General features: G+C 71.2%; 22 protein-coding genes and 1 pseudogene. 11 read left to right on the forward strand and 12 right to left on the reverse strand.

Features of this window, described 5'->3' with window-relative positions:
- Positions 1–12: 12 nt before the first annotated feature.
- The gene (locus ACIBL4_RS11070; protein WP_399408614.1) at positions 13–1,209 is read right to left on the reverse strand and encodes an AAA family ATPase; all 1,197 of its coding nucleotides are present in this window, start codon (positions 1,207–1,209) and stop codon (positions 13–15) included.
- 86 nt (positions 1,210–1,295) lie between these two features.
- On the opposite strand from ACIBL4_RS11070, the gene ACIBL4_RS11075 reads away from it, so the two are divergent.
- Both ACIBL4_RS11075 and ACIBL4_RS11080 read left to right on the forward strand, forming a co-directional pair.
- The gene (locus ACIBL4_RS11075) at positions 1,296–2,009 is read left to right on the forward strand and encodes a GNAT family N-acetyltransferase (protein WP_399408616.1); all 714 of its coding nucleotides are present in this window, start codon (positions 1,296–1,298) and stop codon (positions 2,007–2,009) included.
- Positions 2,010–2,065: 56 nt separating this feature from the next.
- Positions 2,066–2,569: a GNAT family N-acetyltransferase gene (locus tag ACIBL4_RS11080; protein ID WP_399408618.1), complete on the forward strand. Its 504-nt coding sequence runs from the start codon at positions 2,066–2,068 to the stop codon at positions 2,567–2,569.
- A gap of 218 nt (positions 2,570–2,787) precedes the next feature.
- On the opposite strand, the gene rbsD is transcribed toward ACIBL4_RS11080, so the two are convergent.
- The 5 genes from rbsD to ACIBL4_RS11105 form a co-directional block, all read right to left on the reverse strand.
- The gene (rbsD, locus tag ACIBL4_RS11085) at positions 2,788–3,177 is read right to left on the reverse strand and encodes a D-ribose pyranase (RefSeq protein ID WP_399408620.1); all 390 of its coding nucleotides are present in this window, start codon (positions 3,175–3,177) and stop codon (positions 2,788–2,790) included.
- On the reverse strand, positions 3,174–4,076 hold the full coding sequence (locus tag ACIBL4_RS11090) for a ribokinase (RefSeq protein ID WP_399408622.1): 903 nt from the start codon (positions 4,074–4,076) through the stop codon (positions 3,174–3,176). Before ACIBL4_RS11090 ends, rbsD begins: the two co-directional genes overlap by 4 nt.
- A 69-nt stretch (positions 4,077–4,145) precedes the next feature.
- Entirely contained in the window at positions 4,146–6,095 is a 1,950-nt protein-coding gene (locus ACIBL4_RS11095) for a substrate-binding domain-containing protein (RefSeq protein ID WP_399408624.1), read from the reverse strand.
- The gene (locus ACIBL4_RS11100; protein ID WP_399408626.1) at positions 6,085–7,629 is read right to left on the reverse strand and encodes a sugar ABC transporter ATP-binding protein; all 1,545 of its coding nucleotides are present in this window, start codon (positions 7,627–7,629) and stop codon (positions 6,085–6,087) included. Before ACIBL4_RS11100 ends, ACIBL4_RS11095 begins: the two co-directional genes overlap by 11 nt.
- Positions 7,626–8,693 carry a LacI family DNA-binding transcriptional regulator gene (locus ACIBL4_RS11105; RefSeq protein WP_399408628.1) on the reverse strand — a complete coding sequence of 356 codons (1,068 nt, stop codon included), beginning with the start codon at positions 8,691–8,693 and terminating at the stop codon, positions 7,626–7,628. Before ACIBL4_RS11105 ends, ACIBL4_RS11100 begins: the two co-directional genes overlap by 4 nt.
- A gap of 188 nt (positions 8,694–8,881) precedes the next feature.
- On the opposite strand from ACIBL4_RS11105, the gene ACIBL4_RS11110 reads away from it, so the two are divergent.
- Both ACIBL4_RS11110 and ACIBL4_RS11115 read left to right on the forward strand, forming a co-directional pair.
- Positions 8,882–9,247: a hypothetical protein gene (locus ACIBL4_RS11110; RefSeq protein ID WP_399408630.1), complete on the forward strand. Its 366-nt coding sequence runs from the start codon at positions 8,882–8,884 to the stop codon at positions 9,245–9,247.
- A 116-nt stretch (positions 9,248–9,363) separates the two neighbouring features.
- The gene (locus tag ACIBL4_RS11115) at positions 9,364–10,017 is read left to right on the forward strand and encodes a dihydrofolate reductase family protein (protein WP_399408632.1); all 654 of its coding nucleotides are present in this window, start codon (positions 9,364–9,366) and stop codon (positions 10,015–10,017) included.
- 7 nt (positions 10,018–10,024) lie between these two features.
- Here ACIBL4_RS11115 and ACIBL4_RS11120 read toward each other — a convergent pair whose 3' ends face one another.
- Positions 10,025–10,813, reverse strand: a complete 789-nt coding sequence (locus ACIBL4_RS11120; protein WP_399408634.1) for an MBL fold metallo-hydrolase — start codon at positions 10,811–10,813, stop codon at positions 10,025–10,027.
- A gap of 88 nt (positions 10,814–10,901) precedes the next feature.
- On the opposite strand from ACIBL4_RS11120, the gene ACIBL4_RS11125 reads away from it, so the two are divergent.
- Both ACIBL4_RS11125 and ACIBL4_RS11130 read left to right on the forward strand, forming a co-directional pair.
- Positions 10,902–11,495: a CGNR zinc finger domain-containing protein gene (locus ACIBL4_RS11125; RefSeq protein ID WP_399408635.1), complete on the forward strand. Its 594-nt coding sequence runs from the start codon at positions 10,902–10,904 to the stop codon at positions 11,493–11,495.
- Between the two features lie 34 nt (positions 11,496–11,529).
- Positions 11,530–11,790 (forward strand): hypothetical protein, encoded by a 261-nt coding sequence (locus tag ACIBL4_RS11130; RefSeq protein WP_399408637.1) that lies wholly within the window; start codon positions 11,530–11,532, stop codon positions 11,788–11,790.
- 19 nt (positions 11,791–11,809) lie between these two features.
- Here the strand turns inward: ACIBL4_RS11130 and ACIBL4_RS11135 are convergent, their stop codons facing one another.
- Complete coding sequence (locus ACIBL4_RS11135) at positions 11,810–12,031, reverse strand: hypothetical protein (protein WP_399408639.1); 222 nt, start codon at positions 12,029–12,031, stop codon at positions 11,810–11,812.
- A 310-nt stretch (positions 12,032–12,341) separates the two neighbouring features.
- Here ACIBL4_RS11135 and ACIBL4_RS11140 point away from each other — a divergent pair.
- The 3 genes and pseudogenes from ACIBL4_RS11140 to ACIBL4_RS11150 form a co-directional block, all read left to right on the forward strand.
- A pseudogene (locus ACIBL4_RS11140) lies at positions 12,342–12,665 on the forward strand (multiprotein-bridging factor 1 family protein); the annotation flags it as partial.
- A 92-nt stretch (positions 12,666–12,757) separates the two neighbouring features.
- Positions 12,758–15,031 carry an ATP-dependent RecD-like DNA helicase gene (locus tag ACIBL4_RS11145; RefSeq protein ID WP_399408641.1) on the forward strand — a complete coding sequence of 758 codons (2,274 nt, stop codon included), beginning with the start codon at positions 12,758–12,760 and terminating at the stop codon, positions 15,029–15,031.
- 340 nt (positions 15,032–15,371) lie between these two features.
- Positions 15,372–16,661: a citrate synthase gene (locus ACIBL4_RS11150; RefSeq protein WP_193505044.1), complete on the forward strand. Its 1,290-nt coding sequence runs from the start codon at positions 15,372–15,374 to the stop codon at positions 16,659–16,661.
- A gap of 638 nt (positions 16,662–17,299) precedes the next feature.
- Here ACIBL4_RS11150 and ACIBL4_RS11155 read toward each other — a convergent pair.
- The 3 genes from ACIBL4_RS11155 to ACIBL4_RS11165 form a co-directional block, all read right to left on the reverse strand.
- Positions 17,300–19,555, reverse strand: a complete 2,256-nt coding sequence (locus tag ACIBL4_RS11155) for a heavy metal translocating P-type ATPase (RefSeq protein ID WP_399408643.1) — start codon at positions 19,553–19,555, stop codon at positions 17,300–17,302.
- A 148-nt stretch (positions 19,556–19,703) separates the two neighbouring features.
- A complete protein-coding gene (locus ACIBL4_RS11160; protein WP_399408645.1) occupies positions 19,704–19,943 on the reverse strand; it encodes a heavy-metal-associated domain-containing protein in 240 nt (79 codons plus the stop codon).
- A gap of 77 nt (positions 19,944–20,020) precedes the next feature.
- A complete protein-coding gene (locus ACIBL4_RS11165; protein WP_399408647.1) occupies positions 20,021–20,686 on the reverse strand; it encodes a TetR family transcriptional regulator in 666 nt (221 codons plus the stop codon).
- A gap of 163 nt (positions 20,687–20,849) precedes the next feature.
- Between ACIBL4_RS11165 and ACIBL4_RS11170 the strand changes: the two genes are divergently transcribed.
- Both ACIBL4_RS11170 and ACIBL4_RS11175 read left to right on the forward strand, forming a co-directional pair.
- The gene (locus tag ACIBL4_RS11170; protein WP_399408649.1) at positions 20,850–23,060 is read left to right on the forward strand and encodes an MMPL family transporter; all 2,211 of its coding nucleotides are present in this window, start codon (positions 20,850–20,852) and stop codon (positions 23,058–23,060) included.
- 165 nt (positions 23,061–23,225) lie between these two features.
- Positions 23,226–24,269, forward strand: coding sequence for a zinc-dependent alcohol dehydrogenase family protein (locus ACIBL4_RS11175; RefSeq protein ID WP_399409323.1), 1,044 nt, complete (start codon positions 23,226–23,228; stop codon positions 24,267–24,269).
- Positions 24,270–24,330: 61 nt separating this feature from the next.
- Here ACIBL4_RS11175 and ACIBL4_RS11180 read toward each other — a convergent pair whose 3' ends face one another.
- Positions 24,331–24,531 carry a helix-turn-helix transcriptional regulator gene (locus ACIBL4_RS11180; RefSeq protein WP_399408651.1) on the reverse strand — a complete coding sequence of 67 codons (201 nt, stop codon included), beginning with the start codon at positions 24,529–24,531 and terminating at the stop codon, positions 24,331–24,333.
- Positions 24,532–24,844: the final 313 nt, after the last annotated feature.

Consider the following 24,844-nt stretch of genomic DNA (forward strand, 5'->3'; position numbering starts at 1 on the left):
TCACCCCCGGATTCAGAGCTGTGCCTGCACCATGCTCGCGTCCACGCCGAGGGCCTCGGTGAGAACCCGGGCGCGGACGGCGCGCTGGCGGCCGGTGGCCCGGTCGATGGCGGCGGTGGAGCGGCCCGCTGCCACGGCCTCCTCGCGGAGCTTCTCCAGCCGCTTGCCCGCCGTGGCGAGCCTGTTGTGGGCCTTCTTGATGACCCAGTCGCTCAGCGCCTCACGGGACTGCCCGGCCATGGCGTCGAGCTGCGCCTCCAGTTCGTCGAGGGTGTCGGCCAGGTCCAGCGCCTCCTTGGCGTCGGGGTTGACCAGGTGCAGCACCTCGCGCTCGACGGTGGGACGGTCGGCGGGGGAGTCCCACAGCACGTGCGTCAGCAGCGACAGGTCCGTCTCGTCGACCGCCGGGCGGCCGTCGAGGTAGGCGGAGGCCTGGAGCAACCCCACCGACTGCCGCCAGCGGCGGTCGGAGGCGACGAGTTCCTTGCGGCGCAGGGCGGCGCGCAGCGTGCACACCGCGTCGACGATCGCGTCCGGGACGTCCACGGCCGGGACGGCTTCGCGCACCGCGTGCTCCAGCGCGGCCAGCTCGACGGTGGTCCTGGCCGGTGCCGCCGGCCGCCGGACGGCGGACCGTACGAGCGCGGCGAAGTTCGAGGGGTTCTCCAGGTACCCGACCTCGATCCGCACCAGCAGCCGGTCGTAGATCGCCGCCGCGTCGTCCTCACTCGGCAGCTCGTTGCTCGCCGTGATGGCCCCGATGAGGGGGCAGCGGATCGGCGAGCCGCCGTTCTCGGGGTGGTAGATCCGCTCGTTGAGATAGCCCAGCGTCTCGTTCAGCGCCGCGGTGGAGCACTTGAAGATCTCGTCGATGAACGCGATGTGCGCGGTGGTCGCGCGGCCGTCGTAGACCTGGCGGTACTCGCCCCGGGCCAGCGCGGCGACGTCGATGGGGCCGAACATCCTCGTCGGCGCGGTGAACTTCGACAGCAGGATCTCCCAGTAGGCCGCGCCCTCGATCCGGCCCGTGAGCTCCCGCGCCATCTCGGACTTCGCCGTCCCGGGCGGCCCGAGCACCAAGGAGTGCTGCCCGGCCAGCAGCGTCACGACCAGCGTCCGCACGACATCGGCCCGCTCGTAGAACCGCTCCGCCATCTCGTCGCCGATCAACCGCAGTCGCCTGGCGGTGTCCTGCGCGTCCACGTTCAACTCCTTTACTGCGACGCCGTGTCGGTCCGGCGAGACGGGCCCTGCGCCCCGAACTCACGATGAAATGAAAGGTAGCCTGGTTCACGATGACGAACGGCGACAGCGGTGACACCACGGCACTCGACGACCCGGTGGGCGAGTCGCTGCGAGGCCGCCACGCGGAGCTCGGCCGCCGGGCCGGCCGGGCCGCCACCTACCTGCCGCAGGTCGCGACCTTCTCGGCGGTACCCGCCGAAGCCGACGCGGCGGACTGGGCCGATCTCGCCCGGCTCCTCGGCCGGGACGCGTTCGCCGACATGTTCAGCTGCCCGGCGACCCCGCCGCCGGACTGGGCGCCGGTCTTCGTCCTCGAAGGCCGCCAGATGATCTGGCCCGCCGGCGGCCGGCCCGCTCAGGCCCCTGCCGCGACCGGCACCGACGTGGTCGAACTGGGTGCGGCCGATGTGCCCGAGATGCTCCATCTGGCCGCACGCACCCGCCCCGGGCCGTTCTGGCCGCGTACCCGGGACCTCGGCACCTACCTCGGCGTCCGCGACGGCGGCAGGCTGGTCGCCATGGCGGGCGAGCGGCTCCGGCCGCCGGGATGGACCGAGATCAGCGCCGTCTGCACGGCCCCCGAGGCACGCGGGCGCGGCCACGCAGGCCGCCTGGTCACCGCCCTCGTCACCGGGATCCTGGCCCAGGGCCGACGCCCCTTCCTGCACGTGGCCGACACCAACGCCGAAGCGATCGCCCTCTACGAACGACTCGGCTTCACCAGCCGGAAGCAGGTGACGTTCCGCGGCTTCCGCACGCCGTGACGGTCCTGCGGAAAAATGCGGTGCACCCCCTTACCTCCATGGCTAGCGTCGCCCCCATGCCCCCGCCCCTGCGCACCGCCCGCCTGCTCCTCGACGCCTACACCCCGAAGGACGAGGAGGACTTCGTCGCCCTGTTCCAGGACACCAGGGTCTCCCGGTGGATGGGGGACGGCCCCGCTGCCGAGGTGGACGACCGGGCCCTGTTCGGGCGGATCTTCAGCAAGGTCTACGCCCAGGACCTGTTCGACGTGTGGGCGGTCAGGCGCGGCGGGCGACTGGTCGGGCACGCGGAGATCAAGCGGACGGACGCGGTCGACGGCCACGAGATCGTGTACGCCCTCGCCCCGGAGGCCTGGGGGAGCGGCCTCGGGACGGAGCTGGCGGAGGCGCTCGTGAGCTACGGCTTCGACGTGCTCGGGCTGACCGAGGTGCACGCCACCGTCGCCGCGCGGAACGAGGCCTCGCTGCGCCTGCTCGGCAGGATCGGGTTCACGCACGTCAGGGACGTCGAGGAGGACGACGGCGGCCTCACCCGCGTGCTGACCCGGCCGGCGCGGTGATCTCCCCAAGGATCCGGTGAGAACGGGGAAAGAAAATCTTGTCCGGCCGTGCAACCCTTTCTGTTCTCCGCGGGTCGTACATGGCGTCAGGACTTTCTGGGAGGGGATCTGGGGGGATCGCGGGGGTTCTGACGGGAGGGGAAAGCCGAGGGGGCCCGGTCGACGGACCGGGCCCCCTTGAAGAAGCCTCACGAGACGAAGCCTCGTAAGAGGAAGCCTCAGAAGAAGACGCCGCACCTCAGCAGCACGTTCGCGTACGGCCGCGCCTCGCCCGTGCGGACGATCAGCCGGGCCCCGGCCGACAGCTCCTTGAGCCGCTCGTGCGACACCAGGTCCAGTGACGGGAAGTGCCCGTCCAGGAGGTCCGAGGCCTCCTGGTTCGCTTCCCTCATCTCCGTCGCCGCCGTCGCTCCCTCGACCACCAGCTCCGCCAGCAGCCCCTCCAGCACCTCGGCGAACGCCGGCACCCCGGCCCGGAAGGCGAGGTCCACCACCCGAGGGCCGTCGGGAATGGGCATGCCCGCGTCGCACACCAGCACCCCGTCCCCGTGCCCCAGCTCGGCCAGCGCACCGGCGAGATGACGGTTCAGTATCCCGTTCCGCTTCACAGTGCGGCGACCTCCGCCGCCGTCGGGAAGGACGCCTGCGCGCCCTCCTTCGTCACGGTCAGCGCCCCGACCCCCGCCGCGTACGCGGCCGCCTCCGCGAGGGACTCACCCGCCCCCAGCCGGAAGGCCAGCGCGGCGGTGAACGCGTCCCCCGCGCCGGTCGTGTCCACGGCGCTCACCTTCACGGACGGCACCCGGGAGACGCCCTTCGCCGAGGCGACCAGAGCGCCCTCCGCGCCCAGCGTCACCACCACCGACCGCGGCCCCTTCGCGAGCAGGATCCGCGCCCAGTCCTCCGGGCTGTCCCCCACGGCGGCCGAGCCGAGGATCACCTTCGCCTCGTGCTCGTTGACGATCAGCGGGTCGCACGCCGCCAGCACCTCCCGCGGAAGGGGCCGCGGCGGCGACGGGTTCAGCACGAAACGGCTCTCCGGCGCCAGGTTCCGTACGACCTCCACCACCGTCTCCAGCGGGATCTCCAGCTGCGCCGACACCACCCGGGAGGCGTGGAAGAGGCTCCCGGCGGCGCTGACGTCCTCCGGGGCCAGCCGGCCGTTCGCGCCCGGCGAGACCACGATGCTGTTGTCCCCGGACGGGTCGACCGTGATCAGCGCGACCCCGGTCGGCGCGCCGCCCACCAGGACACCCACCGTGTCGACGCCGGCCGAGCGCTGCGAGTCGAGCAGCAGCCGGCCGTACGCGTCGTCGCCGACCCGGGCCAGCAGAGCCGTACGGGCTCCGAGCCGGGCGGCCGCGACCGCCTGGTTCGCGCCCTTGCCGCCCGGATGGACGGCCAGGTCGGAGCCGAGCACGGTCTCCCCGGCACCGGGCCGGCGCTCGACACCGATCACCAGGTCGGCGTTGGCCGACCCCACGACCAGGAGGTCGTAGTCGTACATGAGTTGTCTCCCCACGTCAGTGACATGGGCGGGCGGCCACCGTGGGTGACCGCCCGCCGTTCCCCGATGTCAGCCGCTGAATCCGGCCACGTTCTCCTTCGTGACCACCTTCACCGGCACCTTCACCGTCTCCTCGACCTTCTTCCCCTGGAGCGCCTTCAGCGCGTTGTCCACGGCGATCCTCCCGAGTTGGGACGGCTGCTGCGCCACGGACGCGTACAGCGTGCCGCCCTCGACCGCCTTCAGCCCGTCAGGCGTGCCGTCGAAGCCGACCACCGAGACCGACTTGCCGGCCTTGGAGCCCAGCGCCTTGATCGCGCCGAGCGCCATCTCGTCGTTCGCGGCGATGACGCCCTGGACGTCCGGGTGCGCCTGGAGCAGGTTCGACATCACGTCGAGGCCCTTGGTGCGGTCGAAGTCCGCGGGCTGCTGGGCGACGACCTGGATGCCGGGGTAGGCCTTGAGGCCGTTCGCGAAGCCCTGGGCGCGCTCACGGGCGGCGGAGGTGCCGGCCTGGCCCTGGAGGATCACGATCTTGCCCTTGCCGCCCAGCTTGTCGGCGATGGTCTTGGCGGCGAGTTCACCGCCGGTGACGTTGTCGGAGGCGACCAGGGTGTCGGTCCTGGCGTTGTTGACGACGCGGTCGACGGCGATGACCGGGATCTTCGCCTGGTCGGCGGCCTGCACCGAGTTGCTCGCCGCGTCCGAGTCGACCGGGTTGACGATGATCGCGCCGAGTCCGGACGTGGTGAAGTTCTGGAGCTGATTGGCCTGCTGGGAGGCGTCGTTCTGCGCGTCCGTGACGGTCAGGTCCACGCCCAGCTTCTTCGCCTCGGCCTGGGCGCCCGCCCGGATCTGCACGAAGAAGGGGTTGTTCAGGGTGGACAGCGACAGGCCCATCTTCGGGGTGCTCGCCGAGGAGGAGCCGTTGTGCAGGAAGGACGTCGCGCCGACGATCGCGACGGTGACGACGGCCGCGAGCGCGTAGGTCGTCGCCTGCTTGCCCCTGCCGCCGCCCGCGCCGCCCGCGACCGGGGTCACTCCGGCCTTGCGGCGCGCGGTGTCGAGCAGCACGGCCAGCGCGATGACGACGCCGATGACGACCTGCTGCCAGAACGCCGACACGTTCAGCAGGTTCAGCCCGTTGCGCAGCACGGCCAGGATCAGTGCGCCGATCAGCGTGCCGGACGCCTTGCCCGTACCGCCCGCGAGGGAGGCTCCGCCGATGACGACCGCGGCGATCGCGTCCAGTTCGTAGCCGTCGGCGGCCTGCGGCTGCGCGGAGGAGAGGCGGGCGGCGAGGACGACACCGGCGACGGCGGCGAAGACGCCCGAGAAGGCGTAGATGGCGAGCTTCTGCTTCTTCACGCGCAGCCCGGACAGCCGCGCGGCCTCCTCGTTGCCGCCGATCGCGTACATCGAGCGGCCGATGTAGGTCCGGCCGAGCACGAAGGCGGCGATCAGGCCCATCACCACCATGACCAGGACCGGCACCGGCAGCCAGCCGCCGAGCGTGTCGCCGAGGTGGGAGACCGAGTCGGGGAAGGCGATCGGGGAGCCCTCGGAGATGACGAGGGACAGGCCGCGGGCCACGGACAGCATGGCGAGCGTGGCGATGAACGGCGGCAGCTTGCCGTAGGAGATCAGAATGCCGTTGACCAGGCCGCAGACGATGCCCGTCGCTATGGCCAGCAGCACGGCGAGGAAGACCGGGACGCCCGCCGAGGTGGCGCTCCAGGCGAGGACGGTGGCCGCGAGCGCGGCGACCGAGCCGACCGACAGGTCGATGCCCGCCGAGACGATCACGAACGTCACGCCGAAGGCGAGGACGGCGGTCACGGCGGCCTGCACGCCGACGTTGAGGAGGTTGTCCGTCGTCAGGAAGTCGCCGGACAGCGCCGACATGGCGACGACGAGGACGATGAGCGCGGTGAGCGCGCCGTTGTCGAGCAGGAGACGGCGCAGGCCGCCCGAGGCGCCACCCGCGCCCGTCGTGCTCTTGAGCGTGTCAGTGGCCACGGGAGGCCTCCGTTCCGGTCGTGGTGGTGCTTGTGCTCGTGGTGGTCGGAGTGCTGACGGCGAGTGCCATCACGGCGTCCTGGGTCACCTCGTCGGCGGAGAGTTCGCCGGCGATCCGGCCCTGCGCCATGACCAGCACCCGGTCGCTCATGCCGAGCACCTCGGGCAGATCACTGGAGATCATCAGGACGGCCGCACCGGCGGCGGTGAGTTCGTTGACCAGCTGGTAGATCTCGACCTTGGCGCCGACGTCGATGCCGCGCGTCGGCTCGTCGAGGATCAGCACCTTCGTGTCGGCGAGCAGCCACTTGCCGATGACGACCTTCTGCTGGTTGCCGCCGGAGAGCGTACGCACGTGCTGACCGAGGCCCGCCATCCGAACCCCGAGCTGCCCCGCGATCCGCTCGGCGGCCTCGCGCTGCCCCTTGAGGTCGACGAGCCCGGCGCGCGTGGCCGACCGCAGGGTCACCAGACCGAGGTTCTCCTCGACCGACGCGTCCAGCACCAGGCCCTGGCCCTTGCGGTCCTCGGGGATGAGCCCGATGCCCGCGGTCAACGCCGCGTTGACGTCGTCCTTATGGATCGCGGAACCGGCGACCTTCACGGTCCCCTTGTCGTACGGGTCCGCCCCGAACACGGCCCGCACGACCTCCGTACGGCCGGCGCCGACCAGCCCCGCGATGCCGACCACCTCACCGGCGTGCACCTCGAAGCTGACGTCGTGGAAGACGCCGTCGCGGGTGAGTCCCTCCACGGACAGCAACGCGGGGCCGCGATCGGCCCGTTCGCGCGGATACTGCTGCTCGATCGAGCGGCCCACCATGAGCCGGACGAGTTCGTCCTCGGGCGTGGCGGCGGGCACCTGCCCGACGCTCCTGCCGTCCCGGAGGACCGTCACCCGGTCACCCAGGGCGGCGATCTCCTCCAGGTGATGCGTGATGAAGACGACCCCGACGCCGTCCTCGCGCAGCGTGCGCACGATCGCGAAGAGCTTGTCGACCTCCTCGGAGGTGAGCACGGCGGTCGGCTCGTCCATGATGAGCACCCGCGCGTCCAGGCTGAGGGCCTTGGCGATCTCGACCATCTGCAGACGCGCGATGCCGAGTTCGCGCACCCGCGCGCGGGGCGACACGTTCACGTCCACGCGCGCGAGGAGCGCCTCGGCGTCGGCCTCCATCCGCTTCCGGTCGATCACCCCGAACCGGCGCGGCTGCCGCCCCAGGAAGAGGTTCTCGGCGACCGTCAGATCCGGAACGAGGTTGAACTCCTGGTAGATGGTGGCGATCCCGAGCCGCTCGGAGTCCTGCGCACCCTGGATGCGCACCTCCTCGCCGCCGACCAGGATCCGTCCGGCGTCGGGCGTGTAGGCGCCGGAGAGCATCTTGATGAGGGTGCTCTTGCCCGCGCCGTTCTCACCGAGCAGCACATGCACCTCGCCCCGGCGCAGGTCGAAGTCCACGCCGTCCAGCGCGACCACACCCGGGAAGGTCTTGCGTATGCCCTCGATGCGCAGCAACTCGTCCGCGTTGCTCACGAATGGCTCCTGTTCTCTGCGGGGGGCTGCACAGCGGGGGCCTGTGCAGAGTCCGGCTCCGGGGAGGCCGGGTACGGCTCGCCGCACGAGCGGCGTACGACGAGCCGCGCGGGAAGGGTGACGGACTCGCCGGGCCGCCCCTCGATCCGGTCGACCAGCGCGCGCACGGCGGCCCGCCCCAGCTCACCGGTCGGCTGGGCGATCGCGGTGACCGGCGGATCGGTGTGCACGAACCAGGGGATGTCGTCGAACGCGGCCAGCGCGATGTCGTCCGGCACGCGCAGACCGCGCGCGCGTACGGCGTCCAGCGCGCCGAGCGCCATCAGGTTGTCGGCCGCGAACACGACCTCGGGCGGCTCGGCCAGGTCGAGGAACCCCTCGGTGACCCGGCGCCCGCTCTCGGCCTGGAAGTCGCCCTGCCCGATGTAGGCGTCGGGGAGGCCGAGCCCGTACTCCTGGAGGGCCTCCCGGAAGGCCTCCACACGCTCGCGCCCGGTCGTGGTCGCCGCCGGGCCCGCGATGATCGCGACCCGCCGGTGCCCGAGCCCGTGCAGATGCGCCACGAGGTCCCGGACGGCGGCCTGTCCGTCCGCCCGGACCACCGGCACGTCCACGCCCGGGATCCACCGGTCCACGAACACCATGGGCGTCCCGGCCCGCGCCGCGTCCAGCATCAGCGGCGAGCCGCCGTCCGTCGGGGAGACGAGCAGCCCGTCGATCCGCCGGTCCAGCAGGGTGCGCACGTGGTGGTCCTGGAGGTCGGGCCGCTCGTCGGCGTTGCCGATGATGACGCTGTAGCCGAGCGCGCGGGCCTCCTCCTCGACGGAGCGGGCCAGTTCGGTGAAGTACGGGTTCAGTACGTCGCTGATGACCAGGCCGAGGGTGTGGGTCTGGTCGGTGCGCAGGGAGCGGGCGACGGCGTTCGGGCGGTAGCCCAGGGACTCGACGGCGGCCAGCACGCGGGTGCGTGCGTCGGCGCTGACCGACGGGTGGTCGTTCAGGACGCGCGAGACCGTGGCGACGGATACGCCGGCCTCGGCAGCGACGTCCTTGATGCTGGCCACCGCCGCTCCACCTCCTCGTGGAATCGATTACATCGACGGGTGGATGGAATCGATTACACGCCGGTAAATCAAGACCCGGACGGCACCTCTTGACCGGATCGTGATGTCGCGGGCCGCTCCCCGGCGGTTCAGGGTGGAAGGAGGAGGTCCGTTGTCGCGAGGCCCGGGCGGGCCGGAGCGGAGGAGACATGACGGCGGCGACTCGCAACGACGTACCCGTAGCCCTGGAGGGCAACGGCGTGGAACTGCGCCTCATGCCGATCGGAGGCGGCATGTCGGTGGGCTACATCAGCCTGCCCCAGGGCACGGACATGGGCCCGGCCCTCAAGGGCCTGCCGGACGACGCGTGCCAGGTCCCCCACTGGGGCTATCTGCTTAAGGGCCGGATCAGGATGCGCACGGCCTCCGGCGAGGAGGAGTACGAGGCGGGACAGGCGTACTACTGGGACCCCGGCCATGTCCCGGTCGCCCTGGAGGACAGCGAGTTCGTGGAGTTCTCCCCGAGCGAGGACTTTCGGCAGGTGATCGAGCACGTGGTCGCGCAGGCCGGGTGAGGGCGGGGGCTCGGTAGGCCGGGGGAGGAGAATCTCCGGGCCACCGATGAGTTCCGCCGCCCCGGGCGGTCTGTTCCTCGACGACCACATGCATCGCCCACCACAGGAGGAGCGCCGTGTCCCAGCCGCAGCTACTGCGCGTGCAGAACTTCAACGTCTCTAGTGACGGATTCGGTGCCGGTGAGCACCAGGCCCTGGAGCGGCCCTTCGGGCATGCCGACCCGGGACAGATGTTCGCCTGGGCCGGCGCCACGGCGAGCTGGCCCAACCGCACCGACCCCGGCGGGAGCCGCGGTCTCGACGACTACTTCACGCGCGACTTCGCGAACAACATCGGCGCCGAGATCATGGGCCGCAACAAGTTCAGTCCCCAGCGCGGCCCCTGGCAGGACTACGAGTGGAAGGGCTGGTGGGGTGACGAACCCCCGTTCCACACGCCGGTGTTCGTCATGACCCACCATGAGCGCCCTTCGTTCACCCTCTCCGACACGACGTTCCACTTCGTCGGCGGCGACCCGGCCGACGTCCTGGAGCAGGCGCGCGAGGCGGCCGGCGGCAAGGATGTCCGGCTCGGCGGCGGGGCAGCCACCATCCGGGAGTTCCTCGACGCCGACCTGGTGGACACGCTGCACGTGGCGGTCTCGCCCGGCGTGGTCATCGGGTCCGGCTCACGGCTCTGGGAGTCCCCCGAGGAGCTGTTCGACCGCTTCCACTGCGATGTGGTGCCGAGCCCCAGCGGGGTGGTCCATCACCTGTTCTGGAGGAAGTGACGGCAGGTCAGGTGTCCTTGCCCCAGTCCAACCGGTCGGCGAGCCCGGCGGCGGCGAAGGCGGCCTCCAACTCGTCGCGCCCCTCGGTGAAGTGGGCCCAGCTGTCGTAGTGCACGGGGACCACGCGGCGGGCGCCGAGGATCCGCGCGGCCTCGGCGGCCATGGCGCTGTCGAGGACGATGACCTTGCCGTCGAAGACCTCCGCGAACCGCGGCGCGCCGGCGAACAGGATGGCGGTGTCCACCGGGGCGAAGCGCTCGGCGATCTCCTTCACCGCGTCGAGTGAGGCGTTGTCGCCGCTGACGTAGACGGTGGGCAGGCCCTCGCCGGTCAGGACGAAGCCGACGACCTGGCCCGTTATCGGCTCGACCTCCTCGCGAGGGCCGGGGCCGTGGATCGCGGGAACGCCCGTGACGGTGACCGTGCCGCCGTCGGGGCGCTCGAGCTCGACGGACTGCCAGTCGGCCAGGCCCGTGGCCTTCGCGCCGAGGCGCTGTGCGCCGCCGGGGGTGGTGAGGGTGAGCGGGACGTCGGTGAGCAGGGCCCGGCCGGAGGTGTCGAGGTTGTCGGCGTGCTCGTCGTGCGAGAGGAGCACCACGTCGACGGGTCCGAGTTCGTCGGGTGTACCGGCGGACGGGGCGGTCTTCGTCAGGACCACGGCGGGCGCGGGGAAGTCGCCGGGGCCGTCGAAGGTCGGGTCGGTCAGGAAGCGCAGGCCGCCGTACTCGAAGACGGCGGTCGGGCCGCCGAGGACGCGGACGGGAAAGGGGGCGGTCTTCGTGGAAAGCGCGGACATGAAGGAATCCTCACGGATAGATGCGTTCGAACCGTGAGACGACAGTAGTCGCTTCTCACGGATACAGGCAAGCCGTACCATGAGAGATATGCAGGAGCCCGTGATCGACCAGCCCGCCCCGCCGCCCGCCCACGGCGAGGAGGAACACCCCTCCCTCGCCCTCGTCAACAGCGCGATCGCCTTGCCCGGCGGGCACACGGTCGACCTCCTGGGCACCCCCGACCAGGCGAACCACTGGCTCACCCGGCGCGGCCTCGCCCCGGTCGACGCCGGCATGCGGGAGATGTGCGCGGCCCAACTGCGCTCCCTGCGCGAACAGATCAGGTCGCTGTTCGCCGCCCGGGCCGAAGGCCTGCCCGCCCTCCCCGCGGCCGTGGCGGCCGTCAATGACGCGATGACCCGGGTCCCCACGGCCCCGCTGCTGCGGTGGGACGACAAATCCGGCCCCTACCGCACGGCCCCCCACCCCACCACCGCGATCGTCGACCTGGCCCTGGCCACGCTCGCCGCCGACGCCGCCGACCTGCTCACGTCCCCCGACGCCGAACGCCTCACCGCCTGCGGCTCCCCGCCCTGCAACCGCTACCTGCTCCGCCACGGCCGCCGTCACTGGTGCTCCACCCGCTGCGGCGACCGCGCCCGCGCGGCCCGCGCGTATGCCCGCCGCAGCAACCCGCGATGACTCGTTCGCTTCACTCGTGTGGGACGGTTCGACCATGACCAGCGACTACGACCGTCTTCGTAACGGCATCGAGTTCATGACCGCTTATGTCTCCGGCAACGACCTGCTCGCGGCCTACGTGGCAGAGCGACGGCGCGAGGACCCCATGGCGACCGAGGCCCTGATGGACGGGGCGGCGGCCATCTGTGCCCTGTTGCTGCACAAGATGGCCCGGGATGTCGGGAAGACCGAGCACGAGCTGCTCCAGGAACTGGCCCGCGGCACCCACCGACACGAGCGGCAGACCGGAGAGTGACTCTGACCCTTGGTCAGGATCATGGTGACGGGTCGAGCCGTGCCCCTCTGCTCTCCGCCACCCGCTTGACGTCCCGCAGGGACTCGGCGAGCCGCAGGGCCAGATAGCGCAGCTCCGCGCTCGTCACGCGGTGTTCCGCGAGGAGTGCGGCGGCGTGGCCGAGAAGATCGTCCGCCATGTCCAGCTGTACGGCTTCGATGTCCTTGGCCAGGCGTGAGACGTATCCGGTCCCGTCGCCCACGAGGTAGCACGGTCTGCCATCGACAGTCGTCCAGGGCAGCAGCCGCCCGGCCGTCACGCGCTCACCTCCGCCGCCAGGTAGGGACGGACCAGTCGGTTGTCCTCTCCGCGCAACGGACGTTCCTCCGAGCGGCGGGCCACGGGGAGGAGCGGTTCGAGGGCTCGAGCGGTGAGGTCTGTCACGTCTGCTTGCCTTCCGACCTGCGGTGACTGCGTTCTGTGGTGCATCGCTCACAGAGTGGGGTCGGTGCTGGCTACGCTGCCAGGGGTCGGGGCTTGACATCGCGCTTGTCAAGAAAAGGAGTTGCCGCATGGAGGAACGCCGCACACTTCGGACGCCGCGTCAGAAGTACGGAGAGGAACTGCGGCTGCGGCGGATCGCTGCCGGTCTCACCCAGGAGGAACTGAGTGATCAGGTCGTGTGCTCGCCCACGCTGATCAGCCACTTCGAGGCCGGGAGGCGCCTTCCGAAGCCCGACGACGCCCAACGGATCGACCGCGTGCTGGGGACGGACGGGTTCTTCGCGCGGTGGCTGGAGGATCTGGAGTCGAAGTACACCGACCACTTCGCGACCGTGGCCAACCCAGACGTGCCCGTCCGCGACAGCAAAACCACCCCCGGCCCCACCCTGGTCTTCTCCACCCACGGCTGGACGGCGTTCGTGACGGCCGTCAAGGAAGGTCACATAAAGGCCTGACTGTCGTACCCCGGCGGTACGGTCGGATCATGCCCAACCAGACGGGAACCCCCGCCGGCGAACGGCGACTCGCCGTGCTCGAAGGCGTTCTCGAGCGGATCACGTACGCCAACGAGGAGAACGGCTACACGGTCGCCCGGGTCGACACCGGCAGAGGCGGCGGCGATCTGCTCACGGTCGTGGGCGCGCTGCTCGGCGCCCAGGTCGGGGAGTCCCTGCGCATGGAGGGCCGCTGGGGCTCGCATCCCCAGTACGGCAAGCAGTTCCACGTGGAGAACTACACGACGGTCCTGCCCGCCACTGTCCAAGGCATCCGCCGCTACCTCGGCTCCGGCCTGGTCAAGGGCATCGGCCCGGTCTTCGCCGACCGGATCACGCAGCACTTCGGGCTGGACACCCTCCAGATCATCGAGGAGGAGCCCAAGCGGCTCATCGAGGTCCCGGGCCTCGGGCCCAAGCGGACGAAGAAGATCGCCGACGCCTGGGAGGAGCAGAAGGCCATCAAGGAGGTCATGCTCTTCCTCCAGACCGTCGAGGTGTCCACGTCCATCGCGGTGCGGATCTACAAGAAGTACGGCGACGCGTCCATCTCCGTCGTGAAGAACCAGCCCTACCGCCTCGCCGCCGACGTCTGGGGCATCGGCTTCCTCACCGCCGACAAGATCGCCCAGTCCGTCGGCATCCCGCACGACAGCCCGGAGCGCGTCAAGGCGGGCCTGCAGTACGCGCTGTCGCAGTCCACCGACCAGGGCCACTGCTTCCTGCCGGAGGAGCAGCTGATCAAGGACGCGGTCAAGCTCCTCCAGGTCGACACGGGACTGGTCATCGAGTGCCTCGCCGAGCTGGCCGAGCCCGCGGAGGACGGCGAGGACCCCGGCGTCGTACGGGAGAAGGTCCCGGGCCCTGACGGCGGCGAGCCCGTCACCGCCGTCTACCTCGTGCCCTTCCACCGCGCCGAACTCTCCCTCTCCGCCCAGCTGCTGCGCCTCCTGCGCACGGAGGAGGACCGGATGCCGGGCTTCCAGGCGGTGGCCTGGGACAAGGCCCTCGGCTGGCTGAAGACCCGCACCGGCGTCGACCTGGCCCCGGAGCAGGAGGCCGCCGTCAAACTCGCCCTGACCGAGAAGGTCGCCGTCCTCACCGGCGGCCCCGGCTGCGGCAAGTCCTTCACGGTCCGCTCCATCGTGGAGCTGGCCCGCGCCAAGAAGGCGAAGGTCGTGCTCGCCGCCCCGACCGGCCGGGCCGCCAAGCGCCTGTCCGAGCTCACCGGCGCCGAGGCCTCCACGGTCCACCGCCTGCTGGAGCTGAAGCCCGGCGGCGACGCGGCCTACGACCGGGACCGCCCGCTGGACGCCGACCTCGTGGTGGTCGACGAGGCGTCCATGCTGGACCTCCTCCTCGCCAACAAGCTGGTGAAGGCCGTCCCTCCGGGGGCGCATCTGCTCTTCGTTGGGGACGTGGACCAGCTGCCCAGCGTCGGCGCGGGGGAGGTGCTGCGCGACCTCCTGGCCGACGGGGGCCCGATCCCCGCCGTCCGCCTCACCCGGGTCTTCCGCCAGGCCCAGCAGTCGGGCGTGGTGACGAACGCGCACCGGATCAACGCCGGCCAGCACCCCCTCACCGACGGCATGAAGGACTTCTTCCTCTTCGTCGAGGACGACACGGAGGAGGCGGGGCGGCTCACGGTGGACGTGGCGGCCCGGCGGATCCCCGCCAAGTTCGGGCTGGACCCCCGCCGGGACGTGCAGGTCCTGGCGCCCATGCACCGCGGCCCGGCCGGCGCCGGCACCCTCAACGGCCTGCTCCAGCAGGCCATCACGCCCGCCCGCCCCGACCTTCCCGAGAAGCGGTTCGGCGGTCGCGTCTTCCGCGTCGGCGACAAGGTCACGCAGATCCGCAACAACTACGAGAAGGGCGAGAACGGCGTCTTCAACGGCACGGTGGGCGTGGTCACTTCCCTCAACCTCGACGACCAGCGGTTGACGGTGAGGACGGACGAGGACGAGGAGGTGCCGTACGAGTTCGACGAACTCGACGAGCTCGCCCACGCGTACGCGGTGACGATCCACCGCTCCCAGGGCAGCGAGTATCCCGCTGTCGTCATCCCGGTCACCACCGGGGCCTGGATGATGCTCCAGCGCAACCTGCTGTACACGGCGGTCACTCGGGCGAAGAAGCTGGTGGTGCTGGTCGGTTCGCGGAAGGCCCTGGGCCAGGCGGTCCGTACGGTGTCCGCGGGGCGGCGGTGCACCGCGCTGGACTTCCGCCTGGCCGGGGGCCGGCTCCCGGACGGGTCACACTGACGCCGACGCGTCCACGCGCTGCCGGGCGACGGCGACCCGATGCCGCCGCCCCGGCGACGAGGCCGACCCGCGGCCGGGCGGCGGAGCTGACCCGGGGTCAGGGCCACCACACCCCCGTCGGCACCCGCGGACGAAAAAATGATCGATCAAACAAGTCGGAAAGGTCACACAGTGCTTTCCTGGGGAGGGCAGGAGGGGGCAGGATGGACAGGTTGGCGGCACTCAGTGCCGCCGATAGGCCCAATGGTCGACCCCGAGTGCACTCTCCTGCGCCAAATGGGGGATGGTAGAGACAGTCAGGGCACCTCGAAGAAGAGGCACAACGTCGGTGAGGGATGACGTGAGCGACAACTCTGTAGTACTGCGGTACGGCGACGGCGAGTACACCTACCCGGTGATCGACAGCACCGTCGGTGACAAGGGCTTCGACATCGGCAAGCTCCGCGCCCAGACCGGTCTGGTGACGCTGGACAGCGGGTACGGCAACACCGCCGCCTACAAATCCGCCATCACCTACCTGGACGGCGAAGCGGGCATCCTGCGGTACCGCGGCTACCCGATCGAGCAGCTGGCCGAGCGCTCCACCTTCCTGGAGGTCGCCTACCTGCTGATCAACGGCGAGCTGCCGACCGTCGACGAGCTCTCGACGTTCAAGAACGACATCACGCAGCACACCCTGCTGCATGAGGACGTCAAGAACTTCTACAAGGGCTTCCCCCGCGACGCCCACCCGATGGCCATGCTGTCCTCGGTGGTCTCGGCGCTGTCCACGTTCTACCAGGACAGCCACAACCCGTTCGACGAGCGTCAGCGCAACCTCTCCACGATCCGCCTGCTCGCCAAGCTCCCGACGATCGCGGCGTACGCGTACAAGAAGTCGATCGGCCACCCGTTCGTCTACCCGCGCAACGACTTGGGCTACGTCGAGAACTTCCTCCGGATGACCTTCTCGGTCCCGGCGCAGGAGTACGACCTGGACCCGACCGTGGTCGCCGCGCTCGACAAGCTGCTGATCCTGCACGCGGACCACGAGCAGAACTGTTCGACCTCCACGGTTCGCCTGGTCGGCTCCTCGCAGGCGAACATGTTCGCCTCGATCTCCGCCGGCATCAACGCGCTGTGGGGCCCGCTGCACGGCGGCGCCAACCAGTCCGTGCTGGAGATGCTGGAAGGCATCCGCGACTCCGGCGGTGATGTCGACTCCTTCATCCGCAAGGTGAAGAACAAGGAGGACGGCGTCCGCCTGATGGGCTTCGGCCACCGGGTCTACAAGAACTTCGACCCGCGCGCCAAGATCATCAAGGCCGCCGCGCACGATGTGCTGTCCGCCCTCGGCAAGTCCGACGAGCTGCTGGACATCGCGCTGAAGCTGGAGGAGCACGCGCTCTCCGACGACTACTTCGTCTCGCGCAGCCTCTACCCGAACGTCGACTTCTACACCGGCCTGATCTACCGGGCCATGGGCTTCCCGACCGAGATGTTCACGGTCCTGTTCGCCCTCGGCCGGCTGCCGGGCTGGATCGCCCAGTGGCACGAGATGATCAAGGAGCCGGGCTCCCGCATCGGCCGCCCGCGCCAGATCTACACGGGCGTCGTCGAGCGTGACTTCGTGCCCGTCGAGGAGCGCTGAGACGAGCGGCCGTCAGCCGCCGGCGTCGTAGTGCCGCTCGGCCCCCGTATCCGCTCGTGCGGGTGCGGGGGCTCTTGCGTACCTGTGGCGCGAGCAGGCCGGAGTGGCGGCAAAGAAAAGAAGGCGCCCTGTCGCCGGTCCCCCCACGGGCCGACGACCAGGGCGCCTTCCCAGTCCCGGTACGGATTCCCCCCACGGGATCCGGCCGGGCGTCTGTGAGGACAGCGCCTGAATCGCTGTGAGCACAACGAGCAAAACCCGCCGTACTGCGGTGTGCGGTCTGCCGGGACAACGCACGACCGGGAGGGCCGCTCAAAGCTTCCCGGTGTACGTGCCCCGGCAACGCATCTCTGGAGACGTCCCCCAAGACATCCCCAGATGTCAGGTGACGCCCCCCAAGACGCTCCCTGACATCGTCAACTTAGACCTTCGAACCCCTTCGATGGTTACGTTCACATCACTGTGATCTGCGTCTCTTGCGTATGTCCGCTAGATACGCAAGAGCCCGGATATGCCGTCCGGGGCTCAAGCGTAAGGATGATGCGCGAGCCTTGTGAAGAGCTTATGTGAGCCGGGTCCAGGACTCCAGAGGGGCTCATATCACGTTCGCCGCGAACTTAGGGCGAATTCGGGGGACTTCACCGGAATGTCCGAAGTCGGAGACTGTTCGTGACGACGAAGACCGACGAGAAGGCCATCGCGGCCCCGGCGATCATCGGGTTCAGCAGCCCCGCGGCGGCCAGCGGCAGCGCGGCGACGTTGTAGCCGAAGGCCCACACGAGGTTGCCCTTGATCGTGGCCAGCGTCCGGCGGGACAGCCGGATCGCGTCCGCGGCCACTCGCAGGTCGCCGCGCACCAGCGTCAGATCGCCCGCTTCGATCGCCGCGTCCGTGCCGGTGCCCATGGCCAGGCCCAGGTCGGCGGTGGCGAGCGCGGCCGCGTCGTTGACGCCGTCACCCACCATGGCGACGACCCGCCCCTCGCCCTGCAGCCGCCGTACGGCGTCGACCTTGTCCTCGGGCAGGACCTCGGCGATCACCCGGTCGATCCCGACGACCTCGGCCACCGCATCGGCCACCGTCCGATTGTCCCCGGTCAGCAACACGGGCGTGAGCCCCAGCGCGCGCAGCTCCCGCACCGCCTCCGCGCTGGTCTCCTTGACCGCGTCCGCCACGGCCAGGACGGCCTTCGCCGTCCCGTCCCAGCCGGCCAGGACGGCCGTACGACCGGCCCGCTCGGCCTCGTCCCGCGCGCGGGCCAGCTCCGGCGGTACGTCGACGAAGAGCCGCCCCACGGCGACCTCACGGCCCTCCACACGCCCTCGTACGCCCCGTCCGGGGACGTTCTCGAAGTTCTCGGCGTCGGGGAGCTGTCCGGCCCTCTCCGCGGCGCCCAGCGCGATCGCCCGGGCCACGGGGTGCTCGGAGGCGTGCTCGACGGCGCCCGCCAGGCGCAGCACCTCCTTCTCGTCGGCGCCCTCGGCGACATGGACCTCCTGGAGCGTCATCCGGCCCGTGGTGACCGTGCCGGTCTTGTCCAGGACGACCGTGTCGATCCGGCGCGTGGACTCCAGGACCTCCGGGCCCTTGATGAGGATGCCGAGCTGGGCGCCGCGGCCTGTGCCGACCATGAGCGCGGTCGGGGTGGCCAGGCCCAGTGCGCACGGGCAGGCGATGATCAGGACGGCGACGGCGGCGGTGAACGCGGCGACGCCGTCGCCGGTCAGGCCGAGCCAGGCACCGGCCGTGGCGGCGGCGAGCAGCAGGACCACCGGCACGAAGACCCCGGCGATCCGGTCGGCGAGCCGCTGCACCTCGGCCTTGCCGTTCTGCGCGTCCTCCACGAGCTTCGCCATCCGCGCGAGCTGGGTGTCGGCGCCGATCCGGGTGGCCTCCACGACGAGCCGCCCGCCCGCGTTGACCGTGGCGCCGGTGACCGCGTCCCCGGCCGCCACGTCCACCGGCACGGACTCGCCGGTCAGCATCGAGGCGTCCACCGCGGAGGCGCCTTCCACGACCGTGCCATCCGTGGCGATCTTCTCCCCGGGCCGTACGACGAACCGGTCGCCGACGGCCAGCCGCTGCGCCGGGATTCGCACCTCGCGCCCGTCGCGCAGGACGGCGACGTCCTTGGCGCCCAGCTCCATGAGCGCGCGGAGGGCCGCTCCCGCGCGGCGCTTGGAGCGCGCCTCCAGATAGCGGCCCAGCAGGATGAACGCCGTGACGCCGGAGGCGACCTCCAGGTAGATCGAGGAGGCGCCGTCGCCGCGTGAGACCGTGAGTTCGAAGGGGTGCCGCATGCCGGGCATGCCCGCGTCGCCGAGGAACAGGGCCCACAGGGACCAGCCGAACGCGGCCAGCGTGCCGAGGGAGACCAGCGTGTCCATGGTGGCGGCGCCGTGCCGGACGTTCGTCCAGGCCGCGCGGTGGAAGGGCAGCCCGCCCCAGACGACGACTGGGGCGGCGAGGGTGAGCGAGAGCCACTGCCAGTTGTCGAACTGGAGCGCCGGGATCATGGCCAGCAGGATGACCGGCACGGCGAGGGCGGCACAGACGACGAGGCGGCGGCGGAGGGCCGACAGCTCGGGGTCCTCCTCGGAGGCTTGCGTTCCCTCGGCGGCGGGTTCCTCCTCGCGCGCGGGTGCGGGCTCCTCGGCGGTGTACCCGGTCTTCACCACGGTCGCGATCAGATCGGCGACCTCGGTGCCCGCGGGGTAGGTGACCCGGGCCTTCTCCGTCGCGTAGTTCACCGTGGCGGTGACGCCGTCCATGCGGTTGAGCTTCTTCTCGACGCGGGCCGCGCAGGAGGCGCAGGTCATCCCGCCGATGAGCAGCTCGACCTCGGCGAGCGCCGGCTCGCGGTCGGCCGGCGCCCTGGCGGTGGTGCTGGTCATGTCCGTACTCCAGGAGTTGCGGTGCGCCCGGGAAGCGGGACGGGCCGTACGGGCCGGGAGCGGCGGCGTACGGCCCTGACGTCGGTACGAATGCCAGGGCCGGGGTGTCTCAGGCCCGGCCGGATGTCCGAAGTTCTCGGCGGGTGTCTCAGGCCCGGCCGGCCAGCTCGAAACCGGCCTCGTCGACGGCCGCGCGCACGGCCTCGTCGTCGAGCGGGGCAGCGGAGACGACGGTGACCTCGCCGGTCGAGGCGACGGCCGTCACCGAGCTGACGCCGGAGATCTGGGAGACCTCGCCGGAAACGGCGCCCTCGCAGTGTCCGCAGCTCATGCCGCTCACCTTGTAGACGGTGGTGACGGGGCCCGTGGTGTCGGTCTGGGCGGTCATCTCGTTACTCCTCGTCGAGGCGTCTGGGGCAATGGGGACCCTTGGGGTCCGCCTACCCACTGTACCCCTAGGGGGTATCAGTTCACGACGCCCTCGGTCAGCGGCGCCAGGTAGCGCAGGAGAGCGGTCTTCAGCTCCTGGGCGTACGCCTCGCGTTCGGCGCCCTCATGGGCCAGGACCAGCTCCAGGCCGGCCTTGTAGATGCCGACGCACATCTGGGCCGTGCGAGTGATCTCCTGGGCGGGGACGCCGGGCGCGAACGGGGTGAGGATCGCCTCCACCCGGGTGGCCAGCGTGCGGTGCAGCGCGTCGTGCTCCTCGGCGATGCGTCCCGGGATGTCGGGCCCGTGCATCAGCGCGAAGAAGGCCGGGTGGCGGCAGTTGAACTCGATGAAGCGGTCGACGGTCCCGGCGACCACCTCCTCGATCGGGGTCACCGCGGGGTCGATCGGGGCGAGGACCTCGTCGTAGGACTGCCGCATCTCGTGCATGAGCCGGCTGCCCAGCTCGATCGCGATCGCTTCCTTGTTCGGGAAGAACTGGTACAGCGTCCCCGGCGAGACGCCCGCCTCGCGGGCGATGGCGTTGGTGCTGGCGGCCGTGTATCCGGTCGTGGAGAAGACGGTGGCGGCGGCGTCGAGGAGCTGGGCGATCCGGCGCTCGCCGCGGGCCTGGCGGCGGCGCGGCCGGTCTTCGGTGGTTGCCGTCGTCTCGGTTCCGGGCTTCTCGGTCTTCTCGGGCACGCGTTATCCCCAGGTCTCAGAACGCGATTGACAAACACGAGCGGCCGCTCGCATTCTGGAGTCGGCAGGAATGCGAGCGATCTCTCGTGTTTGCCAGTCTATGGCAGCACCATGCTGTCAGGCTGCGCCTGGACACGGGTCACGGTGAAGGGGACACCGCACGATGACCGAAGTCGACACACCACCGCGCGTCGGAGCCTGGACCCGTTTCGTGACCGCTCGCCCCAGACTGTCTCTGCTGGTGGCGCTGGTACTCACCGCGCTCGCCGTGCTGGCCGGCAGCGGCGTCGCCGACCGGCTGGGTGCCGGCGGCTGGGAGGACCCGGCCGCCGAGTCCACGTACGCGACCAAGGCCCTGGAGCGAGAGTTCCCCGGCTCCCAGTCCAACCTGCTGCTCCTGGTCGACGCGGGCGACGCCTCGGTCGACGACCCGGCCTTCGCAGCCCGGGCGAAGGGTCTCGCCGCGCGACTGGCCGGCGAGCGGGGCGTCACCGGCGTCGGATCCTACTGGCAGTCCCGCACCCCGGCCCTGCGCGCCGAGGACGGTCATGAGGCGCTGATCGTCGCCCGCATCACGGGCGACGAGAAGACCGCCGGGGAGACCTTGGAGCGCATCGCGCCCCACTACCGCGGAGCGCACGGCGCGGTGGAGGTCACCGTCGGCGGCCCGGTCGCCGTGCGGCACGAGATGCAGACGATCATCCAGGAGGACCTGACCCGGGCCGAGCTCATCGCCCTGCCGGTGACGCTCGTGCTGCTGGTGATGGTCTTCGGCAGTGCCGTCGCGGCCCTGCTGCCGCTCGGCATCGGCATCGTCGCCATCCTCGGGACGAACGCGATCCTGCGCGGCCTCACCGAGCTCACCGACGTGTCCGTGTTCGCGATCAACCTCACCACGGCCCTCGGTCTCGGCCTCGCCGTCGACTACGCGCTGTTCATCGTCCGCCGCTTCCGCGAGGAACTGTCCACCGGCGCCGAGCCCCTGACCGCGATCGGCACGACGCTGCGCACCGCCGGCCGCACGGTGCTGTTCTCCGCCCTCACGGTCGCGGTGTCCCTGGCGGCGATGCTGGTCTTCCCGCAGTACTTCCTGCGGTCCTTCGCCTACGCCGGGATCGCCGTGGTGCTGCTGGCCGCGGCCGCCGCGCTGATCCTGCTCCCGGCGGCGCTGACGCTGCTGGGGCACCGGGTCAACTCCCTCGACCTGCGCCGCGTGTTCCGGTGCGGTTGCCCGCCGAAGCCCGCCGAGGAGGAGGGCAGGGCCTGGGCGCGCTCGGCGTCGCTCGTCATGCGCCGCGCTCCGTTCTTCGCCCTGGGCACCACAGCCGTCCTCGTCTTGCTCGGGCTGCCCTTCCTGGGTGTCAGGTTCGGCACCGCCGACGACCGCCAGCTGCCCTCGACGTCCGAGTCCCATGTCGTGCAGCAGCACATCAGGGACGGCTTCCCGGGCAGCCCCGGCGGCGGCCTGGAAGTGCTCGCCGAGGGCCGCGCGACCGAGGCGCAGTACGGCGCCTACAAGGAGCGCATCGCCGGACTTCCCGAGGTGCTGCGGGTCGACGGGCCGCTGGTGAAGGGCGACTCGGCGTACTTCACGGTGCTGCCGAAGGGTGAGGCGGTCGACGACCCGGCCCAGCGCCTCGTCGGCGACCTGCGCGAGGTCCGGGCCCCCTTCGACACCAAGGTGACGGGCACGGCGGCCGTCCTGGTCGACTCCAAGGACGCCATAGGGGAACGCCTGCCGCTCGCGGCCGTCTTCATCACGATCGTCACGCTGCTCCTGGTCTTCCTCCTCACGGGCAGCGTGCTCATACCGGTCCAGGCGGTCGTCCTCAACACGCTCAGTCTGACGGCCATGTTCGGCGCGGTCGTCTGGATCTTCCAGGACGGTCATCTCTCCGGCCTGCTCGGCTTCACCAGTCCCGGCTCCGTCGAGACGACCCTCCCGGTCCTGATGTTCTGCGTGGCGTTCGGCCTGTCCATGGACTACGGCGTGTTCCTGCTCTCGCGCATCAAGGAGGAGTACGACCGCACCGGCGACCACGACCGGGCCGTCCGCCACGGCCTGAAGCGCACCGGCGGGCTGATCACGGCGGCGGCGGTCATCCTGGCCGTGGTCATGGTCGCGATCGGCACGTCCCGGGTCACCAACACCAAGATGCTCGGCCTGGGTATCGCCCTCGCGGTCCTGATGGACGCGATGATCGTCCGCAGCCTCCTCGTCCCCGCGGTCATGCGCCTCACCGGCCGCGCCACCTGGTGGGCCCCGGGCCCCCTGCGCCGCTTCCACGAGCGTTTCGGCCTGAGAGAGTCGGGCCCGGAACCGGCCGGTGCGCGGGAGGAACCGGCCCGGGACAAGGTCGGAGCCCCGGGCTGAACGCAGGCCTGGACGGCACGGGTCCGCACGGCACGGGCCCGCACGGCACGAACCCACATGGCAGAGGCCCGCACGGCACGGGCTAGCGTTCCCCGAGACGCTGACTGCCCGGGGGCGTGAGGGCAACCGGCGATCCCGGGCATGATTACGGAAGGCGGGTGGATCATGCGGGCCGTGGTGTTCGAGCGGTTCGGGGAGCCGGCCGAGGTGCGGGACGTCGCCGATCCGGAGCCCGCGGAGCACGGGGTCGTCGTGCGCGTCGAGGCCACGGGCCTGTGCCGCAGCGACTGGCACGGCTGGCAGGGCCACGACCCGGACATCGCGCTGCCGCACGTGCCGGGGCATGAACTCGCCGGGGTCGTCGAGACGGTGGGCGACCGGGTGACCCGCTGGCGGCCCGGCGACCGGGTCACCGTGCCGTTCATCTGCGCCTGCGGCACCTGCCCGTCCTGCGCGGCGGGCGACCACCAGGTGTGCGAGCGGCAGACCCAGCCCGGCTTCTCGCACTGGGGCTCCTTCGCCCAGTACGTGGCCCTGGACCACGCCGACGTCAACCTCGTGGCGCTTCCCGGGGAGCTGTCCTTCGCGACGGCGGCCTCCCTGGGCTGCCGGTTCGCCACGGCGTACCGGGCGGTGGTGCGGCAGGGCCGGGTCGCGGCGGGGGAGTGGGTCGCGGTGCACGGCTGCGGCGGGGTCGGTCTCTCGGCGGTGATGATCGCGGCGGCGTCGGGCGCGAGGGTCGTGGCCGTCGACGTGTCGGCCCGGGCGCTGGACCTGGCGCGGACGTTCGGGGCGGCGCAGTGCCTGGACGCGTCGGCCGTGCCGGACCCCGCGGCGGCGGTCCGTGACCTCACCGGCGGTGGCGCCCATCTCTCCCTGGACGCCCTCGGTTCCCCCGCCACCTGCGCCGCCTCCGTGAACGGCCTGCGCCGCCGCGGCCGGCACGTCCAAGTCGGCCTGCTGCCCTCGCCGACCGGTACGACACCCGTGCCGATGGCCCGTGCGACAGCCCTGGAGCTGGAACTCCTCGGCAGCCACGGCATGGCCGCGCACGGCTACCCGCCGATGCTGGAGCTGGTCCGCAGTGGCGTCCTGCGCCCCGACCTGCTGGTGACGTCCACGATCCCGCTCGACGAGGCCCCGCCCGCCCTGGCGGCGATGGGGACGGCGCCACCGGCGGGCGCGACGGTCATCGAGCCCTGGCGCTGACCGCTCCCCGAAGACAGCCGTGCCCCACGCGGCGGTGGGGCACGGGGTCGGGCCGGGACGGTCAGTCGGCTCTTCGGGTGCGGTTGCCGGGCCGGGATGCCACCCAGGCCCGGACCGTGTCGGCATACCAGTAGGGCTTGCCGTTCTCGACGTGGTCGGGCGGCGGCAGCAGTCCGTGTTTGCGATAGGACCGCACGGTGTCCGGCTGCACCCGGATGTGTGCCGCGATCTCCTTGTAGGACCAGAGCCTTCGGTCGGTCATGACGTGCACCTCCCCGCGCGCACCACGGCGGCGGCCGGGGACGGCCGTCTGGGGGAGCCGGGCGCTGCGCTGGCGATCAACAAGCCTTTGTCCGGTCAACGACACCCCGTGACACAGGGCAGGCCCTGTGTGCCGGGTGTGACGGAAGTTCCGCGTACCTGGGACACCTGTGACAGGAAGGGGGCGTTTGTGACACAGCCGCGGCAAACGCGCCCGCCCGAGCTCCGGCGGGGTGCCTTGACGCGGCACCAGGCGAAGACTGAAGAAACGAGGGGGCGCACACGACGGACACATGTGCACGACACCGGAAAGC

The sequence above is a fragment of the Streptomyces sp. NPDC050416 genome (genome assembly GCF_044458845.1).
Classification (GTDB): Bacteria; Actinomycetota; Actinomycetes; order Streptomycetales; family Streptomycetaceae; genus Streptomyces.

Bases quoted from the DNA above. Each gene is read 5' to 3' on its own strand.
- ACIBL4_RS11075 (WP_399408616.1), top strand. From the start codon at position 1,296: ATGACGAACGGCGACAGCGGTGACACCACGGCACTCGACGACCCGGTG.
- ACIBL4_RS11080 (WP_399408618.1), top strand. From the start codon at position 2,066: ATGCCCCCGCCCCTGCGCACCGCCCGCCTGCTCCTCGACGCCTACACC.
- ACIBL4_RS11090 (WP_399408622.1), bottom strand. From the start codon at position 4,076: ATGTACGACTACGACCTCCTGGTCGTGGGGTCGGCCAACGCCGACCTG.
- ACIBL4_RS11110 (WP_399408630.1), top strand. From the start codon at position 8,882: ATGACGGCGGCGACTCGCAACGACGTACCCGTAGCCCTGGAGGGCAAC.
- ACIBL4_RS11120 (WP_399408634.1), bottom strand. From the start codon at position 10,813: ATGTCCGCGCTTTCCACGAAGACCGCCCCCTTTCCCGTCCGCGTCCTC.
- ACIBL4_RS11125 (WP_399408635.1), top strand. From the start codon at position 10,902: ATGCAGGAGCCCGTGATCGACCAGCCCGCCCCGCCGCCCGCCCACGGC.
- ACIBL4_RS11130 (WP_399408637.1), top strand. From the start codon at position 11,530: ATGACCAGCGACTACGACCGTCTTCGTAACGGCATCGAGTTCATGACC.
- ACIBL4_RS11145 (WP_399408641.1), top strand. From the start codon at position 12,758: ATGCCCAACCAGACGGGAACCCCCGCCGGCGAACGGCGACTCGCCGTG.
- ACIBL4_RS11155 (WP_399408643.1), bottom strand. From the start codon at position 19,555: ATGACCAGCACCACCGCCAGGGCGCCGGCCGACCGCGAGCCGGCGCTC.
- ACIBL4_RS11160 (WP_399408645.1), bottom strand. From the start codon at position 19,943: ATGACCGCCCAGACCGACACCACGGGCCCCGTCACCACCGTCTACAAG.
- ACIBL4_RS11170 (WP_399408649.1), top strand. From the start codon at position 20,850: ATGACCGAAGTCGACACACCACCGCGCGTCGGAGCCTGGACCCGTTTC.
- ACIBL4_RS11175 (WP_399409323.1), top strand. From the start codon at position 23,226: ATGCGGGCCGTGGTGTTCGAGCGGTTCGGGGAGCCGGCCGAGGTGCGG.
- ACIBL4_RS11180 (WP_399408651.1), bottom strand. From the start codon at position 24,531: ATGACCGACCGAAGGCTCTGGTCCTACAAGGAGATCGCGGCACACATC.